The organism is Photobacterium profundum, from assembly GCF_003026285.1.
In the GTDB taxonomy this organism is placed as follows: domain Bacteria; phylum Pseudomonadota; class Gammaproteobacteria; order Enterobacterales; family Vibrionaceae; genus Photobacterium; species Photobacterium profundum.
Genome location: NZ_PYOD01000001.1, coordinates 205512 through 227202 on the forward strand (window position 1 = coordinate 205512; position 21691 = coordinate 227202).

The 21691-nt window shown below is 44.4% G+C and carries 5 protein-coding genes and 1 pseudogene; 5 read left to right on the forward strand and 1 reads right to left on the reverse strand.

Going from position 1 to position 21691, the window contains the following annotated elements:
- The first annotated feature begins 395 nt into the window (after nucleotides 1-395).
- From C9J48_RS00925 to pfaD, 4 genes and pseudogenes are all read left to right on the forward strand, one after another.
- The gene (locus C9J48_RS00925; RefSeq protein WP_036803358.1) at nucleotides 396-8057 is read left to right on the forward strand and encodes a type I polyketide synthase; all 7662 of its coding nucleotides are present in this window, start codon (nucleotides 396-398) and stop codon (nucleotides 8055-8057) included.
- Nucleotides 8057-10141: a PfaB family protein gene (locus C9J48_RS00930; protein ID WP_006231579.1), complete on the forward strand. Its 2085-nt coding sequence runs from the start codon at nucleotides 8057-8059 to the stop codon at nucleotides 10139-10141. Before C9J48_RS00925 ends, C9J48_RS00930 begins: the two co-directional genes overlap by 1 nt.
- Nucleotides 10142-10167: 26 nt before the next feature.
- Nucleotides 10168-15957 (forward strand): annotated as a pseudogene (locus C9J48_RS00935) (beta-ketoacyl synthase N-terminal-like domain-containing protein); the annotation flags it as partial.
- Between the two features lie 18 nt (nucleotides 15958-15975).
- Nucleotides 15976-17610: an eicosapentaenoate synthase subunit PfaD gene (gene pfaD / locus C9J48_RS00940; protein WP_006231577.1), complete on the forward strand. Its 1635-nt coding sequence runs from the start codon at nucleotides 15976-15978 to the stop codon at nucleotides 17608-17610.
- An 804-nt stretch (nucleotides 17611-18414) separates the two neighbouring features.
- On the opposite strand, the gene C9J48_RS00945 is transcribed toward pfaD, so the two are convergent.
- Nucleotides 18415-20400, reverse strand: coding sequence for an alkyl/aryl-sulfatase (locus C9J48_RS00945; protein WP_107281018.1), 1986 nt, complete (start codon nucleotides 20398-20400; stop codon nucleotides 18415-18417).
- A gap of 182 nt (nucleotides 20401-20582) precedes the next feature.
- On the opposite strand from C9J48_RS00945, the gene C9J48_RS00950 reads away from it, so the two are divergent.
- Nucleotides 20583-21491, forward strand: a complete 909-nt coding sequence (locus C9J48_RS00950) for a LysR family transcriptional regulator (RefSeq protein WP_006231574.1) — start codon at nucleotides 20583-20585, stop codon at nucleotides 21489-21491.
- The last annotated feature ends 200 nt before the right edge of the window (nucleotides 21492-21691 follow it).

Consider the following 21691-nt stretch of genomic DNA (forward strand, 5'->3'; position numbering starts at 1 on the left):
AGTGATCCAACCTCTTGCTCCAGTGATTGTAACGAAAAGCGTCCTCGGGTAGTCTGCTCAACCATTAACTGATTAAGCATGCTTTCATTACGGATGGTAAGTACCTCCTTATTTGATAATCGCAGCAGTAGTACAGCAGGATTATGATGGATATTACCGTTACGGATGAAAGCACAACTGTGCATCGTCGAATGTCAAAAAAATGCAGTCATAAATATGCATAATCTTTCTACTCGTACATTCCGAAGCCATGACGCTTCCAATCAATTTTTAGCGCCTGTACTCACACATGCGCTATGTCATTTTTTCACTCTTATTTTTCAACAGTTGCCTAATCGCAACGCCCACACCGAATATATGACACCCAGCTCTTGGGTGTTAAGCGGAGACTCATGATGAGCCAAACCCCGAAAACCACGTCTGAATCGCAGGAAGATACGCGACTCAATAAACGTCTTAAAGACATGCCAATTGCGATTGTTGGTATGGCGAGTATGTTTGCGAATTCCCGTTACTTGAATAAGTTCTGGGATCTTATCAGCGAGAAAATTGATGCTATTACAGATGTGCCTGAAACTCACTGGCGCCCAGAAGATTATTACGATGCAAACAAAAGCACACCGGATAAGTCTTACTGTAAGCGTGGCGGCTTTATGCCGGAAGTTGATTTCAACCCAATGGAATTCGGGCTTCCGCCTAACATTCTTGAACTAACTGACACATCGCAGCTACTTTCACTGATCGTAGCAAAAGAAGTATTGGCTGATGCCAACCTGCCTGAAACATACGACCGCGACAAAATAGGTATTACCCTTGGTGTGGGTGGTGGTCAGAAGATCAGTCAAAGCCTTAACGCTCGTCTTCAATACCCTGTTCTCAAAAAAGTATTTAAAAACAGCGGTATCACTGACGAAGACAGTGAAATGTTGATTAAGAAATTCCAAGATCAATACATTCACTGGGAAGAAAACTCATTCCCAGGTTCTTTGGGTAACGTTATTTCCGGTCGTATTGCTAACCGTTTCGACCTTGGTGGCATGAACTGTGTCGTTGATGCAGCATGTGCGGGCTCTCTTGCTGCATTACGTATGGCATTAAGCGAGCTTGTTGAAGGCCGCAGTGAAATGATGATTACAGGTGGTGTGTGTACCGATAACTCACCAACCATGTACATGAGCTTCTCTAAAACACCTGCATTTACAACCAACGAAACAATTCAACCATTCGATATTGACTCGAAAGGTATGATGATTGGTGAAGGTATCGGCATGATTGCACTTAAGCGTCTTGAAGACGCAGAGCGCGATGGCGACCGTATCTATTCCGTTATTAAAGGTGTTGGTGCATCTTCAGACGGTAAGTTTAAGAGTATTTATGCGCCTCGCCCTGAAGGTCAGGCTAAAGCACTTAAGCGAGCTTACGACGATGCCGGTTTTGCTCCGCACACACTTGGTTTACTTGAAGCCCACGGCACAGGTACAGCAGCAGGTGATGTGGCAGAGTTCAGTGGTCTTAATTCGGTATTCAGTGAAGGTAATGACGAGAAGCAACACATCGCATTAGGTTCAGTGAAATCACAGATTGGCCACACCAAATCAACAGCGGGTACTGCGGGTCTAATCAAAGCGTCTTTAGCACTGCACCATAAAGTACTGCCGCCAACAATCAATGTAACCAGCCCTAACCCTAAACTGAACATTGAGGACTCACCTTTCTACCTCAATACCCAGACGCGTCCATGGATGCAACGTGTAGATGGTACGCCACGTCGTGCTGGTATCAGTTCATTTGGTTTCGGTGGTACAAACTTCCACATTGTATTGGAAGAATACACCCCAGAACATGCACGCGGTGATAAATACCGTCAGCGCCAAGTAGCACAAACGTTATTGTTTAGCGCAGCGTCTCGCGAAGCACTGCTTGCTAGCCTAAAAGAAACGTCAGCAAACCTTGCTAACGATAGCGTGAATCTTGAAACACTGGCTGAAAGCCATGGTTTACGCAGCATCGAAGTATCACATGCACGTTTAGGTCTAGTTGTAAAAACAAGCGAAGAGCTAAACACTCAGCTTGCTCAAGCAATTTCAAACCTAGAAAGCCAAACTAAAACGCATTGGCAGCTCCCTAGTGGTACAAGCTATCGCGAATCAGCGCTTGTAAACGCTAATGATTCAGCAAAAATTGCAGCATTATTTGCGGGTCAAGGTTCACAATACCTGAACATGGGCCGTGAGCTAGCATGTCATTACCCTGAAATGCGTCAGCAGTTAGCGAAAGCCGATCAAGTATTCGGTCAGAATAAGAAAACAGCACTATCACAAGTTCTGTTCCCTATTCCAACGTTCAATAAAGAAAATACACAAGCACAAGAGGCTTTACTGACTAATACCGCCAATGCACAAAGTGCAATCGGTGTAATGTCGATGGGTCAATTTGAACTGCTAACGCAAGCAGGCTTTAAAGCCGACATGGTTGCAGGCCACAGCTTTGGTGAGTTAAGTGCCCTATGCGCTTCTGGTGTTATCTCTCAAGATGATTACTACCAGCTTGCTTTTGCACGCGGTAACGCAATGGCAGCAACACCAGCAGAAGGTGATAGCGGTACAATGTACGCTGTTATTCTTGACGCTGATAAGCTGGCAGATGTTGAAAAATGCATTAGTGCATTTGAAGGCGTAAGCATTGCTAATTACAACGCACCAACACAGCTAGTTATTGCGGGTCCTACAGACAACGCTCAACTTGCTGCCAAAGCACTAACAGAGCAAGGCTTCAAAGCGATTCCTCTTCCGGTTTCTGGTGCTTTCCACACGCCACTCGTTGCTCACGCACAAAAGCCTTTTGCAACAGCTATTGATAAAGCAACGTTCAGCACACCAACATTACCGCTTTATTCTAATGCGACTGGTGAACTGCATAAGAACGATGGCAAGGTCATTAAGAAGGCGTTCAAGCAACATATGTTGCAATCTGTTCGTTTCAGCACACAGCTTGAAGCTATGTATGATGCTGGCGCACGTGTATTTGTCGAGTTCGGACCAAAAAACATTCTACAAAAGCTGGTTGAAAAGACGTTAACGAATAAAACCGATGAGCTTTGCACGATCAGTCTTAACCCGAACCCTAAGGGTGATAGTGATCAGCAATTACGCTTAGCCGCTGTTCAGCTTGCTGTTGTGGGTATCTCGCTAGACAATATCGACCCATATCAAGCAGAGATCGCGCCACCAGCAGCAACATCACCAATGAACATCAAACTAAACGCAACGAATTACATTAGCCCTTCTACCCGCGCGAAAATGGCAAAGTCATTAGCAACCGGCGAAGTAAGCACAAAAACTGAAATCGTTGAAAAAGTCGTTGAGAAGATTGTGGAAAAAGAAGTGATTAAAACGGAAATTCGCGAAGTACCTGTTGCTGCAGCGCCAACGCAGGCTGTAACAGTACAAGCAGCGGCGCCAGCAGTCGCAACAACAGCGCCAGCTCAAATTGTTACACAAGCAACGGCACAACTACCAGTTGGTGATGCGTCACTGCATGCATTCTTCAGTGCACAACAGCAGGCCGCTGAACTTCACCAGCAATTCTTAGCGATTCCTCAGCAATACGGTGACACATTCACAGCATTGATGACAGAACAAGCTAAAATGGCAACGGCTGGTATTGCGGTACCTGAAAGCCTACAGCGTTCGATGGAGCTATTCCATCAGCACCAGGCTGAAACGTTAAAAGCACATGCCCACTACCTTGAGTTACAAGCAAACAGCAATAACTCTGCATTAGGTATGTTGACTTCACAAGCGCCTGCTCATCAGATTCCTGTTTATCAGACGCAAGTTCAGCAAGCATCAGTGGCTCCTGCTGCTCCAGTAGTTGCTACGCCAGTCGCGACACCTGCGCCGGTTAAGGCTGTTGTTCCAACTCAACAATCAGCACCTATCGCTTCAGCGCCAATCGCGGCACCTGTTGCACAAACGGTTAAACCAACACCTGTTGTTCAAGTAGCTGTAGCACCACAAGTTGCTGTTCAAACCGCAAATCCAGAACAAGTTATGCTGGAAGTGGTTGCAGAGAAAACTGGCTACCCTACCGAGATGTTAGATCTCGATATGGATATGGAAGCAGATCTAGGTATCGACTCTATTAAACGTGTTGAGATTCTAGGTACAGTGCAAGACCAAATGCCAAACCTGCCTGAGCTAAGCCCTGAAGATCTTGCTGAGTGCCGTACACTGCGCGAAATCGTGACTTACATGAACAGCAAAATGCCTGCAGCCTCTTCTGCTGCTGCAACGGTTACTTCTGCTCCTGTAGCATCAAACGGCTTAGACGCAACACAAGTTCAAAGCACAATGCTTGAAGTGGTTGCTGAAAAAACTGGCTACCCAACTGAAATGCTTGATCTAGAAATGGATATGGAAGCAGATTTGGGTATCGACTCTATTAAGCGTGTTGAAATTCTAGGTACGGTTCAAGACCAGCTACCAACGCTTCCTGAGTTAAATCCTGAAGACTTAGCTGAATGCCGTACGTTAGGCGAAATCGTAAGCTACATGAACAGCAAGCTTCCTGCAGCTTCTGCTGTAGCAGCGACAGTTGCTTCTGCTCCTGCATCAAATGGCTTAGACGCAACACAAGTTCAAAGCACAATGCTAGACGTTGTTGCAGATAAGACTGGCTACCCAACTGAAATGCTAGACCTTGCAATGGACATGGAAGCAGATTTGGGTATCGACTCTATCAAACGTGTTGAAATTCTAGGTACAGTGCAAGACCAACTACCGGGCTTACCTGAGCTGAACCCTGAAGATTTAGCTGAGTGTCGTACGCTAGGCGAAATCGTTGATTACATGAACAGTAAATTACCTGCTGCTCCTGTACAAAATGTAGCGGTTCAAACAGCAGCTCCTGCATCACACGGTTTAGATGCCGCACAAGTTCAAGGCACAATGCTTGAAGTGGTTGCCGATAAAACTGGCTACCCAGCAGAAATGCTAGACCTTGCAATGGACATGGAAGCTGACCTTGGTATCGACTCTATCAAGCGTGTTGAAATTCTTGGTACTGTGCAAGACCAACTACCGGGTTTGCCTGAACTGAACCCTGAAGATTTAGCTGAGTGCCGTACACTGGGCGAAATCGTTGACTACATGAACAGCAAACTACCAGCCGTCTCTACACAAAATGTAGCAGTACAAACAGCAGCGGTATCAGCACCAGTAGCAGCTCCTGCATCACACGGTTTAGACGCAGCACATGTTCAAAACACGATGATGAATGTGGTTGCCGACAAAACAGGTTACCCAGCAGAAATGCTAGACCTTGCAATGGACATGGAAGCTGACCTTGGTATCGACTCTATCAAACGTGTTGAAATTCTAGGTACAGTGCAAGACCAACTACCGGGCTTGCCTGAACTGAACCCTGAAGATTTAGCTGAGTGTCGTACACTGGGCGAAATCGTTGTTTACATGCAAAGCAAGCTTTCTAACACTTCAGCAGTAGCAGCACCTTCTGCACCCGTTGTAGAAGCGATTGCAGAAACAAGCAATGTAGAGCTTCCTCCTCACAGCGAGGTGGCGCTAAAAAAGTTACCAGCGGTAGATAAATTAGTAGACTGTTTTTCCAAAGAAGCTTGTATCGTGATTACCGATGATGGTCACAATGCTGGTGTTCTAGCAGAAAAGTTAAGTGCAAACGGCCTTCAAGTTGCTGTTGTACGTAGTCCTCTATCTGCCGCGTCACCGTTAAATAGCGAAATCGCGAGCTACACATTAGCAAGCATTGATGACGCTAGTATCAAAACTGTCATTTCAGACATTGAGAGCAAGCAAAAAGCAATTGGTGGATTCATTCACTTACAGCCTCTTGCTGCCGATGTTAAAACAGATAAAACAACAGCTGTAACATTGCATGCTGCGGCAAAAGAAAGTATCTCGATTGCTTTCCTATTCGCTAAATTGCTTAAAACTCAGCTAAACGCAGCAACAAACCGCAGTGCCTTCTTTACGGTAAGTCGTATTGATGGTGGCTTTGGTTACTTGAATGCAGAACAACTTATCAATGCAGAATTAAACCAAGCGGCATTATCTGGTTTAACGAAAACATTGAGCCACGAATGGTCAACAGTATTCTGTCGCGCACTGGATGTTGCGCCAACGCTTGATGCTCGTCATCTTGCAGAAGCAGTAACAGCTGAATTATTCGATATTGATACTCACACTGTTGAAGTGGGCCTTGCTGATGGCAGCCGAGCAACACTGGTTGCGACTGATGCTGGTACTGCTCTAACAAAAAACACCTCAGCAAAACTAGACAAAAACGATAAAGTGCTTGTGACTGGTGGTGCTAAAGGCGTTACGTTTGAATGTGCATTAACACTGGCTAAACAGTGTAAATCACACTTCATTCTTGCAGGTCGTAGTAAGCATATTACGACAACCGAACTGCCAGAATGGGCACAAGGTAAACAAGCAAACGAGCTAAAGCCGGCAGCCATTCGCCATATTCAAACATCTGGCGATAAGCCAACACCAAAGAAAGTAGACGCGTTACTCAAACCTGTATTAAGCAGCCTTGAAATTAACACTGCTCTTTCTGCATTTGCTAACGTGGGTGCGAGTGCTGAATACATAAGTCTTGACGTATCAAACAGTGACTCTGTTGCTAAAACATTGTCTCAGTTCAATGATATTACGGGTCTGATTCACGGCGCAGGCGTGCTAGCTGATAAACATATTCAAGATAAAACGCTTGATGAATTAAACCTTGTTTATGGCACTAAAGTAGGCGGCCTTGAAGCTGTGCTTAACGCATTAAACAGCGACAAGCTAAAACTGGTTGCAATGTTCTCATCAGCAGCTGGCTTCTACGGCAACACTGGTCAAAGCGATTACGCGATGTCCAATGAAATCTTGAATAAAGCAGCATTACAGCTGTCTGCACGTAACCCTGAAGCTAAAGTAATGAGCTTCAACTGGGGACCGTGGGACGGTGGCATGGTAAACGCAGCATTGAAGAAAATGTTTACTGAACGTGGTGTATACGTGATTCCTCTTCAGGCGGGTGCTGAGCTATTTAGCTCTCAGCTGCTAAGTGAAACAGGTATTCAACTGCTTGTGGGTACAAGCATGCAAGGTTCAGACAACAAGGAAGCCGCTGTAAAAAAGCTTGATGCGGAGTCTGTGCTAGTAGCAAAGAGTCCGCTGAATTCAAGCATCACTGTAACACGCGATCTTGACCCGAAGACAATGCCTTTCATCAATGATCACTGCATTGCCGGTAACCCAGTGTTACCGACAGTGTGTGCCATTCAATGGATGCGTGAAGCAGCAGAGCAAGTGTTAGAGGCGAACGTTACTGTTCGCAACTACAAACTGCTTAAAGGCGTGATCTTTGATACTAATGAAGTACAAACACTCACATTGACACTGACGCCAGACGCAAAAGCAACGGATCAAATTAAAGCTTTGATCAGCTGCCAAGGCCGTCCTCAGTATCAAGCGATGTTGGTTGTCGAATCCGTATCAGTTGCACAGGCTAAAACCTTTACCGCGGATTCAAATGAACCCGTGACAACGGCTGAAACCTTATACAGTAATGGTACCTTATTCCATGGTCCACGACTGCAAGGCATCACAACGGTTGAACGTTTTGATGATGCTGGTTTGCTAGCACAGTGTCAGCTACCAACAGTTGCTGATACAGACTGTGGCGTATTTGTACCAACACAACACCTTGGTGGTTGCCAGCCTTTCGCTGAAGACTACTTGCTACAAGCAATGTTGGTGTGGGCACGCTTGAAATACGGTGCTGCTAGCCTACCTTCAGCAATCGGCAAATTTGTTTCTTATGAACCAATGCAAGCCAGTGATAAAGGTTGGTTAGAGCTCGACGTAATTAAAAATACGTCGCGCTCACTACAGGCTAACATCTCGCTTTACCATCAAGATGGTCGTTTAAGTGCTGTTATGAAAGGCGCAAAAGTAACGATCAGCAAAAGCCTGAACGAGGCATTTTTGGTGAAGTCTGAGCCAGAGAAGGAGCTTCTGTCATAGTGGCTGATACTTCTAATAAAGCGATGCCATTGCGCATCGCTCTTTTAGCCCAAGCAGCAGACGCTGCTGGGCTTTCTGCCGATATTTTAGTGTCATTACCAGCAATTCAACATATTGCGGTTGATGGCAATTTCAATGCCGCGCTTCAAACTGCGATTCAAGCTGTAAACCAAGGTCAGTTGGTTCAACTTACCCTTCAATGTAAGCCAAACGAACCACAACACCGTTTAGTAATGCTTAGCGGTTTAGCTGCAGCTAAAAACAAAATCCACCCCCACGCATATCTTGCAGGTTTTGCTGAAGGCTCTGTTAATAGTCTAGAAATAGCCCTCAACCAGTCTCGTCGCCAGAGTGCCGATCTCAGTCATCAACAAACATCTGAAATATTAGCTGCCGATCAGCAGTTTTTGACTTTCTTTAAGATGGTTGATGATATTGCCAGTCGAACAGTAAAAACAGCTGGTAATACAAACCATTACTGGTTCACTGAACCGCATAAAGCACGCGTGGCAAGTTTAACGTTTAATGCCAATTCTGACTCAGAAAGCAGCTTGGTATTAACACAAGCAACAGGCTTACAAAAAGCGCAATCATTACTGAACGCCTCTCGCCTTTTCTTCATCGTGGCAGGGCAAAATGAAATAGACTTATCAGTACAATTAGAGCAGCTAAAGCAACGCTTAATAGGCTTCTCTGATAACTTGACTGCAAATGACAACGCCACGCTTATTGCTTTAATGGTAGAAAACTTAACCCAGTTTCAAACTGACGTTTCGTCTGCCACTTCATCGATATCACTACCGACTATCGTATTGCAAGGTGCTTCTGTTACCGCTGTTTTGCAGGAAATATCTGCAATCAGTAATGCTTTACCAAAAGTAATAGCAGAGAAAAGTCATTACAAAACACCAGCCGGAAGTTGCTTCTCACCAGCCCCCAATAGCAAAGGCGGTGTTACTTTTGTCTATCCAGGCGTTGGTACTGTATACCCTGGCATGTTCCGCGAATTTCATCAGTATTTCCCCGCACTTTTCGCACAACTAGAGCGCGAAGGAAACCTGAAAGAAATGCTGCAAGCCGAAAAAATATACGGTGAAAATCCAGCCGAAATGACACTCGGTGAATTAGCCATCGCTGGTGTGGGTAGCAGCTACTTGTTAACTCAGTTACTCTGCGAAGAATTTGCCGTTAAGCCTGATTTCGCTTTAGGTTACTCTAAAGGTGAAGCCTCAATGTGGGCGAGCTTAGGTGTGTGGAAAAACCCACATGCATTGATCGAGCTAACCCAAACGAGCCCAATTTTCACCACTGCTATTTCCGGTAAGCTAACCGCAGTTCGTGAAGCATGGCAATTAACTGATGCAGACGAAATCACATGGAATAGCTTTGTTGTTCGCTGTGATTCGGCGTCTATTGAAGCATTATTACCTGAATTCCCGCGCGCCTACCTTGCGATTATTCAAGGTGACACTTGTGTATTAGCAGGTTGTGAAGCGACATGTCGTGCCTTACTCAAAAAGCTTGGCAAACGCGGTATTGCAGCGAATCGTGTAACCGCTATGCACACCACACCAGCATTAAGCCAGCATTCACAAGTCTCCGAGTTTTATACTCAGCCATTATGTGATCAGCTGCCGACTGATATTAAATTCATCAGCGCGGCTGGGTTGTTACCTCAAAATCAAAATGTGCCTGTAAATATCGATAGCCAAAGTATTGCCAATTCGATTGCTGATACCTTTTGCACTACGCTCGATTTTACCGCTTTAATTCGTACCGCCCGTGAACAAGGCGCACGTTTGTTTGTTGAAATTGGTGCCGACAGGCAAACCAGTACGCTTATCGATAAAATAAACCGCACAGATAACGTAACAACTGAGAGTTGTACTATCGCAGCAAATGCAAAAGGCGGCGAAGATATTGTTACTTTGCTTAAATGCATTGCCCAGTTAATTACGCATCAAATACCGCTGTCACTTTCCCCCCTGCTTCAAGGGTTAGAAGAACAAGTGAATACACTGGAATTACGCAGTGCATCTTCAGCGAATACCACACCGAACACTACACAAGGAGAGCCAGTGTGAGTTCTCAACACAGTACTGCTTCCCAAAGCAATAAAATTGCCATTGTCGGTTTAGCGAATCAATATCCTGATGCGGATACGCCAAAGGATTTCTGGCAAAATCTACTCGCTAAAAAAGATTCTCGCACCACCTTGAGCCCTGAAAAATTAGGGGCAAACCCTGATGCTTATCAAGGGATACAAGGAGAGTCAGATCGCTTTTATTGTGATAAAGGCGGCTACATTCAAAATTTCTCTTTTGATAGCAACGGATACCGTTTGCCAGCAGAGACATTTGAAGGTTTAGATGAAAGCTTTCTTTGGGCACTCGATACCAGCCGCAAAGCACTGGCTGATGCTGGCATTTCATTAGATAACGCGGTACTTGAACGTACGGGTGTTATTATGGGGGCCCTATCGTTCCCGACTAAGCGTTCAAATGACTTATTCCTACCGATTTATCACTCTGCGGTAGAGAAAGCATTACAAACCAAACTGGGAAATGAACACTTTTCATTAACCCCATCAAACGCAAATATTACTAGCCTTAATCCTGCAAACGGTTCTGCGGCACACAATGCCTCTAAGCTCGTTGCCGATGCTCTGGGTTTAGGTAGCGCACAACTTAGCCTAGATGCGGCCTGTGCAAGTTCAGTCTATTCACTGAAATTAGCCTGTGATTACCTAAGTACAGGTAAAGCAGACATGATGTTAGCAGGCGCAGTATCTGGCGCTGACCCATTCTTCATCAATATGGGTTTCTCTATTTTCCACGCTTACCCTGACCATGGTGTATCGGTTCCATTCGATACCAATAGTAAAGGGCTTTTTGCAGGCGAAGGCGCTGGTGTTTTAGTACTAAAACGCCTAGAAGATGCAGAGCGTGATGGCGATAATATTTATGCCGTTGTTAGTGGTATTGGTTTATCTAATGATGGTCGTGGTCAGTTTGTACTAAGCCCGAACAGCAAAGGACAAATCCAAGCATTCGAACGTGCTTATGAAGCGACAAATTTATCACCAGAAAGTATTGAAGTCATAGAGTGCCATGCAACAGGTACACCTTTGGGTGACAAAGTTGAGATGACGTCAATGGAACGTTTCTTTGCAGACAAACTAAACGGCTCTCAAGCGCCGCTTATTGGTTCTGCAAAATCGAATTTAGGCCACCTATTAACGGCAGCCGGTATGCCTGGGATCATGAAGATGATCTTTGCAATGAAAGAAGGTGTTCTACCACCAAGCATTAACCTTTCAACGCCATTGTCATCACCTGAAGGTTTGTTCGGTTCGCATACGTTACCAACTCAAGTTCAAGCTTGGCCAGACAAAGCTGGCAATACTGAACGATGTGCTGGTGTGTCTGTATTTGGTTTTGGTGGCTGTAATGCCCACCTATTACTTGAAGCACATTCAGCAAATCACCCTACAACAAATCGTCCTGCAAAGTCAGCTGTTTCAGCACCATTGAAAGTAACAGGCCTAGCGTCACATTTCGGTTCGTTAAAAACCATTAATGCGCTACATAACGCCATTACAACAAATACTGATGCTTTTATTGCTTTGCCAAAGAAACGTTGGAAAGGTTTAGATCAACATCCTGAGCTATTAAGCCAGTTCGGATTAGATGCCGTTCCACATGGCGCATACATTGATCAGTTTGAATTAGATTTCTTACGCTTTAAAGTGCCACCGAATGAAGATGATCGCCTAATTTCACAACAACTTCTGTTGATGAAAGTTGCCGATGAAGCCATTCGTGATGCAAAACTTGAGGCGGGTCAAAAAGTCGCGGTACTGGTAGCAATGGAAACGGAACTCGAAATGCATCAGTTCCGTGGCCGTGTAAATTTACATACCCAACTTGCTGACAGCCTACAGAACATGGGCGTTGAGCTTACAGGTAGCGAATACCAAGCGCTTGAAACCATTGCGATGGATAGTGTTCTGGATGCAGCAAAGCTAAACCAGTACACCAGTTTCATTGGGAACATAATGGCGTCGCGTATTGCCTCATTGTGGGACTTTAATGGTCCAGCCTTCACTATTTCAGCCGCGGAACAATCTGTTGCACGTTGTATTGATGTTGCACAAAACCTCATGTCGCAAGAGTCATTAGATGCAGTGGTTATTGCCGCTGTTGATTTAAGTGGCAGTGCTGAACAAATCATCCTTAAAAACAGCGTAACGCCTGTTGCATTACATGCGCAAGACAGTGGCTGGAATGTGGGTGAAGGTGCGGGGGCTATCGTTCTTGTCGATAATGACAATACGCAGACTCAAAACAGCTACGGTGAAATCGCTGCGCTTGATTTTGGCTCTGCCGCTCAGAGCAATATCATTAGCGATCGTCTGTTAACCACTGCGGGAATTACAGCAAACAACGTCAACCTACTGGAGCTAAACCAAGCACCAGAAAACATTGATGTCGTGCAGTTCCCACTGCCATCAGCAATACAAACTCAAGCTAACCAACGCTTAGGGCATTGCTATGCGGCATCTGGTATGGCGAGTATTCTTCATGGCTTGTTAAGCCTGAATACAACACCAAACTTCGACTCAACGGTATCTAAAGCGGCAATCGTGGCTAACGTCAGCGAAAACCAATGCTCTCAACTGCTGTTAACGCAAACCAGTACTGAAACTCAGTCATTAACTGCTCGTCTAAATAGCGAACTGACTAACGACTCGAAACGTCAATTAATTAAGCAAGTTACCCTTGGTGGACGCGATATTTATCAACATATCGTGACAACCGAACTTTCTGACATTCAACAAATTCAGCAGAAAGTCGCGAATACGAAGCCGAAGATTCAGAAGCCTCGCATTCAAGCTATTGCAAAACCCGTTGCTCAACCACAGAGCATCGAACAGCCAGCAGCAGCTCCATCAGTATCCCCGATTCTGACAACACCACGTCAGACGCCGATTACAGGTATTCAAAGCAATATGACCAATGTCCTATCCGCTAAAAACAAGCATGATTTAACTGCATTCCAAAGCTCTGCGTTTGTTGAAAACCAACAACTCGCACAACAAGTGCATCAAGCATTCCTTCAAAACCGTGAACAAGGTTTGAAGATGGCTGACGCTTTATTAAAAGCACAATTGAACGAAGTAACGGCTCAAATGAATGCCGCTACAAGTCCGGTGTTTGACCACCAGCTAGCACCATCTCCAGTACAAACAGAAGCTTCAACATCAGTACCTGTGAATGTGGCTGCTACACCAGCTGTTGTGAATCCTATTCGCAAACCTTGTATCTGGGATTACGAAGATTTAGTGGAATACGCTGAAGGCGATATCGCTAATGTGTTTGGTCCTGACTATGCAGTGATCGATAACTATTCTCGCCGTGTAAGACTGCCAACCACAGATTACCTGTTGGTATCTCGAGTAACAAAGCTTGATGCAACTATGCTTGAGTACAAGCCAAGCACAATGACGACAGAATACGATATTCCTGTTGATGCACCGTATTTGGTTGATGGTCAAATCCCTTGGGCTGTTGCAGTAGAATCAGGTCAGTGTGACTTGATGCTAATAAGCTACTTAGGTATCGATTTTGAAAACAAAGGCGAGCGTGTATACCGTCTATTAGATTGTACGCTGACCTTCCTTGGTGACTTGCCTCGTGGTGGTGATACACTTCGCTACGATATCTCGATTAATAACTTTGCCCGTAATGGCGATACCTTGCTGTTCTTCTTCTCTTACGAATGTTTCGTAGGCGACAAGATGATCCTGAAAATGGATAACGGCTGTGCAGGTTTCTTCACTGATGAAGAGCTGGCAGATGGTAAAGGTGTTATTCGCACTGAAGACGAAATCAAATCAAGAAACCTAGCGGTTAAGCAGCGTTTCAACCCGCTTCTGCATTGCCAGAAAACGCAATTTGATTACCAAACACTGCATAACTTGCTAAACGCCAATATTGCAGGTTGTTTCGGTGAAAGCCATATTTCAGACCGTCATCAACCATCGCTGTGTTTCAGCTCTGATAAGTTCATGATGATTGAACAAGTTAGCCATGTTGATCCACAAGGTGGCACATGGGGACTGGGCCTAATCGAAGGTCATAAACAGCTTGAAGCTGATCACTGGTACTTCCCTTGTCATTTTAAAGATGATTCCGTTATGGCGGGTTCATTAATGGCAGAAGGTTGTGGTCAGTTACTACAGTTCTTCATGATGTACTTAGGCATGCACACGCAAGTGGAAAATGGCCGTTTCCAACCGCTTGAGAATGCACCGCAGCAAGTACGTTGTCGTGGTCAGGTTCTACCTCAATCAGCAGTATTAACTTACCGCATGGAAGTGACTGAGATTGGCTTAAGCCCTCGCCCATATGCAAAAGCAAACATCGATATCTTGCTTGATGGCAAAGTTGTGGTTGATTTCCAAAACTTGGGTGTGATGATCAAAGAAGAGTCAGAATGTACTCGCTACATCGGTTCATCAGACTTTGATTCAGCAAGCTTAGCTTCATCAAGCTATGTAGCAGAAAGTGCACCAGCTCAAGCAAACGTTGTTACGCCAGTTGAAGCACCTATCAGCCAACAAGCATCAGCGAATGCGCCGTTAATGGCCCAAATACCAGATTTGGATACAGCGCCAAACAAAGGTGTTATTCCTCTTCAACACGTTGAAGCACCTATCGTTCCTGATTACCAAAACCGTACACCAGACACAGTACCGTTCACGCCGTACCATATGTTTGAATTCGCAACGGGTGATATTGAAAAATGTTTCGGTCCTGATTTCTCTATCTATCGCGGCATGATCCCACCACGTACTCCTTGTGGCGATCTGCAGCTAACGACTCGTGTTATCGAAGTTAACGGTACACGTGGCGATTTTAAAACGCCGTCATCATGTATTGCTGAATATGAAGTACCAGAAAACGCATGGTACTTTGATGAAAACAGCCACAGCAGCTTGATGCCATATTCGGTACTAATGGAAATCTCATTACAACCTAATGGCTTCATCTCTGGTTACATGGGCACAACATTAGGCTTCCCAGGCTTAGAGCTGTTCTTCCGTAACCTTGATGGTAGCGGTAAGATGCTACGCAATGTTGACCTACGCGGTAAAACTATCGTCAACGATTCGCGTCTACTGTCTACGGTAATGATGGGTACCAACATCGTTCAAAGCTTCAGCTTCGAACTGAGTACCGATGGTGTTCCTTTCTATGAAGGCACAGCAGTCTTTGGTTACTTCAAAGGTGCGGCACTGAAAGATCAGCTGGGGCTAGATAACGGTAAAGTTACCTACCCATGGCATGTTGATAATAACCGTACGCCTGACGTAAGTATTAACTTGCTTGATAAAGAAAGCCGTTACTTCAACGCGCCACTTTCAGCAACAGGTGAAGCACAACCGCACTACCAATTAGCTGGCGGCCGTTTAAACTTCATCGATAAAGTAGATATTACCAGTGATGGCGGTAAAGCAGGCTTAGGTTACTTATATGCCGAGCGTACTATCGACCCAAGTGACTGGTTCTTCCAGTTCCACTTCCACCAAGATCCTGTAATGCCAGGCTCACTAGGTGTAGAGGCCATTATTGAACTTATGCAAACTTATGCCCTAAACAAAGATTTAGGTGCAGGTTTCCGTTCGCCGAAGTTTGGTCAAATTCAATCTGAAGTAAAATGGAAATACCGTGGTCAAATTAACCCACTAAACAAGCAAATGTCATTAGATGTACACATCACCGCGATTAAAGATGAAGACGGTAAACGTATCATCGTGGGTGATGCCAACTTAAGTAAAGACGGTCTGCGTATTTACGAAGTGAAAGACATTGCAATCTGTATTGAAGAAGCCTGAAGTAAGGGTAAATAGAATATGACAACGCAAACAATGAATAATGAAAAGCTGTCGCCATGGCCGTGGCAGGTTGAAGAAAATGCAACTCACTTTGATAACGCTGCAATGGCTAAAATTTTAAAAGATCTGAGCCTAGGTTGTTACGTAGTGAATCACCCTGAAAAAGGGGTTGGCATTAGCCAGCAGGCTGAAATCACATCTAGTGATAGCGCAAGTGCAAGCCATGTACACCCAGTAAGTGCTTTCGCACCAGCATTAGGCACCCAAAGCTTAGGCGACAATGATTTCCGTCGTGTACACGGTGTTAAATATGCTTACTACGCAGGTGCAATGGCTAACGGTATCTCTTCTGAAGAGTTAGTGATTGCATTAGGTCAGGCGGGCATTTTATGTTCGTTTGGTGCCGCAGGTCTTATTCCTTCTCGTGTAGAGCAGGCAATCAACCGTATTCAAGCAGCACTGCCTAATGGCCCTTACGCGTTTAACTTGATCCACAGCCCAAGTGAGCCCGCTCTAGAACGTGGTAGCGTTGAGCTGTTTTTAAAACACAAAGTACGTACCGTTGAAGCGTCGGCATTCTTAGGTCTAACACCACAAATTGTTCAGTACCGTGCGGCAGGCTTAAGTCGTGATGCACAAGGCGAGATCGTTATCGCAAACAAAGTGATTGCGAAAGTAAGCCGTACTGAAGTAGCGGTTAAGTTCATGGAGCCGGCACCTGCGAAGATGCTTCAAGGCTTAGTTGATGAAGGACGTATCACAGCAGAGCAAATGCAATTAGCACTGCTTGTACCAATGGCTGATGATATTACGGCAGAAGCTGATTCTGGTGGTCACACAGATAACCGCCCTCTTGTTACGCTATTGCCTACTATTTTAGCGTTAAAAGAAACGATCCAAGCTAAGCACCAATTCAAAACACCACTACGTGTAGGGTCTGGTGGTGGTATCGGTACCCCTGATGCTGCACTCGCAGCCTTCAACATGGGTGCTGCTTATATTGTGACAGGGTCAATCAACCAAGCTTGTATTGAAGCGGGAGCAAGTGAACATACTCGTAAACTGCTTGCGACTACCGAGATGGCTGATGTCGCAATGGCTCCTGCGGCTGACATGTTCGAAATGGGTGTAAAACTACAAGTTGTGAAACGCGGTACATTGTTCCCAATGCGTGCTAACAAGCTGTACGAAATTTACACACGTTACGATTCAATTGAAGCGATTCCAGCTGACGAACGTCAAAAGCTTGAAACTCAGGTTTTCCGTTCAACGCTAGATGCTATTTGGGAAGGCACCGTTGCTCACTTTAACGAACGTGATCCTAAGCAAATTGAACGTGCGCAAGGCAACCCTAAGCGTAAAATGGCACTGATTTTCCGCTGGTATCTTGGTCTTTCAAGTCGTTGGTCAAACACTGGCGAAGCTGGCCGTGAGATGGATTACCAAATTTGGGCTGGTCCTGCTCTGGGTGCATTCAATGCATGGGCAAAAGGCAGTTACTTAGATAACTACCAAGACCGTCGTGCTGTTGATTTAACTAAGCACCTAATGCACGGTGCAGCTTATCTCGCACGCGTTAACCTGCTTGCAGCTCAAGGTATTCGCTTACCCGCAGAGCTTGCACGTTGGAAGCCTGTTGAGAAAATGATTTAAAGCTAAATACTAGAAACGCTTATGAGCCCCTGTTGTTATGACAGGGGCTTTTTTATTTTAACGTTATTCCTGCTTCAACGACTATACCCTCTCATACCAAGCGGCTTCAGGCTAAGACCACTGGTTGTACACGTCGTATTTGTGACCACTGCGAAAGAACAACTACCGAACATCCAGTACCGTATAAAAAACGATCACACTTTTGACCCTATCGAGCTAACTAACGTTTATACCTAGCGGAAAAGACAGCTGGAAAGAAATTGTACGTGGAAAAGCCGTTGCTTCACCAATGTCTAGTGATCTAATTACTTATCGCTACGACGAAAGCTTTCTAACATCAGATTGGAAATATTTCCATGACGCGCTCAAATCATACAGGTTAGATATCATAAGAGATGTACTTCCCAAGTATGGTATTTGTGTTGCGTAGAAAAGCATAAACCACGGTAATAAGCCAAATCGGGTCAGCACTAATTTTGATGACTCGATAATAGACAAAAGTGTTTTATATGATTTGCTAAATTAGTAATTTATGAATTAACTGAAGTATGGCACAGTCGTTTAGTTAATTAATCTTACAGGTGCAGTATCAGTGTCTAGGGTTTCGGGGGTACCTCTGTACTTCAATTGCGAATATGCTCACAACAAGAAGTACGAGAAAATCCCCTTTAAGGATCTTAAAAAACTGTTGTTTGATTTTATCGATATTTCATTTGACTAACATCAAAAAAGGTCAAGTTTTGACTAAGAATTAAGAAGCTACGACGTATCGTAGCTTCCTTTTATTCCAATCTAGTAGTGACGTTATTTACTAACAGGCATTGGTACTATGTCGAAGTCGGGAGTGAACTTCTCAACAGTTGAAGCTAACTTCATAAACGACTCATTGTCTCCTTTTAGCGAGGCCTTTTGAGTCTCTAAAAGGTTAGCTAATGTGAGTTCCGTCACCAAGATCTGAGACATATCACTCTTGTTGATCGTTAACGTAGCATCAGCTTTTATTGGCTTATCGGTCTGGATTGCCGTTAAGTTGCCATTACTGATCTCTGCATAGTAATACTCACCAAGATCCGGATGGCTAATTGTCAGACTGAAATCTAACCCAAGCTCAATCGCTTTATTTCCATCAATAGATACAGCTAAGAAGTCTAAGAACCCTGATGTCGGCGTATTAGCGATAATATCGACCGACGACATTTTTATAGAGTCCGCAATATGGCCCGTTCGTAATTCGTAAGCCCCTTGAAGGTACGAGTTACGCCATGCCATTGTTTCAGATTGATACCCTTGCTGTTCAAATGAATCCGCTAATAATTGTCGTGCCATATCATTTGATGGGTTACATTGCAGTACATCATTAAGTAATTGGGATGCTTCTTGATATTCCCCTTTTGCGTAATGGGTTTTACCTGCCTTAATCAGTGTTTTTTCACCAGCGGCGTTGACGTATACGCACGATTTATCAATTGTTTGTAATGGGTTTATGTTTACAGGGTTTAAGTCCAAGTAGCCTAAATAGAGGTTTACTATGGCACGTGCGTTATGGCTATATGAGCCGTGATAGCCATTGGTATACCAAGTATCAAGTTGCGCTTGAGGAATGATTTTCTCAATTTCTCGACCAATATCATTTACAGTAACGCCTTGGTTTGCCAAACGCATGGTTTGGTTATGAAGGAAACCATAGTTATCACGTTGAAGCGTCAGGTACTCGGCTATTTCACCATTACCATCATTCCAAACAGGAGCAGAGTGCGCTTGGTGTAGAACCGCAGCTTCAGAAGCAAAGCGTAGCTTTAATTCGTGTAAATATTTAGACCAAATCAGGGCGTCACGCGTCTTAGCGCCTCGGAAAGTATAGATATTGTGTTGACCGTCATACGTAAGCTCTGCGGTGTGAAGCGCTTTGTATTTCGGGATCCAATGAACATGTTCGCTCGGCGCTTCCGCATCTGGCATATTGATAAATAATATCTCTAAACCATCAACGTTCACCCACTCTTCACGTTCATTAATCTCTTTGTTATGTGGTACTAATGTCACATCACCTTGGCTTGGTGCTAACCCTAATGCGTTGTCGACAATGCCCTTTGTGGTGGTTGGAAGTGTCGTACCATACTGATACTGAGATCGTCGGCTCATCGCGTTGCCGCCAACCATTGCCTCTGCAGCTATTGATTCCATAAACTTATCAGGTGCTATGATTAAGCCATCAAAAGACTCGTCAATTACACCACGTGAACCACCAAAGTGATCTTGATGGGAGTGCGAGTAAATCACGCCAGTAATTTTGTGTTCACCATTCACCTTTGGTAAGTGCTTTTTAGCAAACTCCCACGCCGCTCTGCCTGCGCTCTCAGTTAACAGCGGATCATGTATAATATAGCCGTTGTCTGAGCGGTAGATGGTCATATTGGTAATGTCAGCGCCACGAACCTGCCATACTCCTTCTGTCACTTCATACAAACCATTCGCAGCATAGTTGAGCATACCTTGACGATATAAAGACGGATTAACGGAGTTTGGTAGCTCATCCAAATTCATTTCTGAGTAATGAGGAAAACGTGTACGAACGCTAGTTGCATCACCCTCAAGCTCTGCGACGAGCCCACGGTTAGTACGTTCAAAGGCTGTTTTATCCTCCCAAGGAAGGTGTTTTGCAAATGCTTTATTTGCTTCAATAGTATGATCAGTAGCAGGTTTTCCCTGATAGTTATCAATCGAATTATAGTCTGCTAGTGCCATGTGTGGTACTAACCCAATCGCTATTGCCAATACACTTTTATTCATAGCTGCTCCTCAAAGTCTCAAATGGATATTCAAATTGGGTCCCCCATCTGCCGACTAAAGCTAACTTTTTTGCTATCTAGATGAGTGCCGTTGATGAGTGAACTTTAGCAACTTGTTGAGATAATCAACATTGACTAAAATATATTCCGAAGATTAATAATATTTATCTCCAAGGAGGGCTGATGAATTTTTCCAAGTTCGATCTCAATCTATTCAAAGTGTTTGTTAAGGTGATGGAGACAGGCAGCTACGCTGAAGCGAGTGAGGCGTTAAGCGTCTCTCCTCCAGCTGTAAGTTTGGCCATGAGTCGTTTACAAAAATCACTTGGGGCAGAGCTGTTTACCCGAGGCAACAGTAAAATATGTCCAACTTCTGCAGCGTTGGCGCTCTACGATAATGTGCGCGATGAATTACTCGCATTCGAAAGGGTGATCAATTCATTCGATACGTTTAATCCGCTTACATCAACCAAGCAGTTTTTTATTTCAACACCAGAAGAGTTTCACACTCAGCTGTTACGAGAGTTGCCAAGTGAGGCAAATGAAAAGATAACCTATTCACTGCAAGAGCAGATCTATGATGAAGAGCGCGGTATTGCGGAACTTCGAAATCGAAAAATCGATCTCATTGTTGATAGCTATCTTATGAAAGACAAAAGCTTAGCGCATGAATTGTTGTTTGAAGACGATATCGTTATTGTGGTCGCCAATTCACACTCGCATAGTGAGATTGGAATTGGCCTTCACGACTATCAAACCCTACCCCAGTCGGTATTAAGCTTAAGACGGAATAATAAACTTGCTTTAAACTTGTTTTTTGACGAGCCAATAGATATCAAGCGCCGTATAGTTAATGAAGCTAGTTCTATGCTTGCGAATATGCTCATTGTCAGTAGAACTCAGCTCTTTTGCCACACAACAAGAAGCCTTGCCATGCAGTATTATGAAACGCTAGGTTTAACAATCATAGAGCCACCAATCCCCCTCAAGCGTATCCCATTTTATATGCAATGGCACAAACCAAATTCTTCTTCCTCTACTCACCAATGGCTGCGAGAAAGAGTAAGAAACTTGATTAAACAGCGACTATAAAAGAGTCGTGCTCCCCCAACGAAGTTGCATCAGCCTTCATAAATTAGTCCGACACTTTCTAGATCTCTTTTTTCGAGGAGTGACGTATTTTAGCCCCTTGTGAATATAGATTTACTCAATTAGGGCGATAGCTGATTGAATTAAACAGCACAAAAAGGGCTAGCACAATGGCTAGCCCTTTTTCACGTTATAAGTTAACC

Excerpts from the sequence above, each read along its gene's own strand:
- C9J48_RS00945 (WP_107281018.1), bottom strand. The coding sequence starts at position 20,400 with ATGAATAAAAGTGTATTGGCAATAGCGATTGGGTTAGTACCACACATG.
- C9J48_RS00925 (WP_036803358.1), top strand. The coding sequence starts at position 396 with ATGAGCCAAACCCCGAAAACCACGTCTGAATCGCAGGAAGATACGCGA.
- pfaD (WP_006231577.1), top strand. The coding sequence starts at position 15,976 with ATGACAACGCAAACAATGAATAATGAAAAGCTGTCGCCATGGCCGTGG.
- C9J48_RS00950 (WP_006231574.1), top strand. The coding sequence starts at position 20,583 with ATGAATTTTTCCAAGTTCGATCTCAATCTATTCAAAGTGTTTGTTAAG.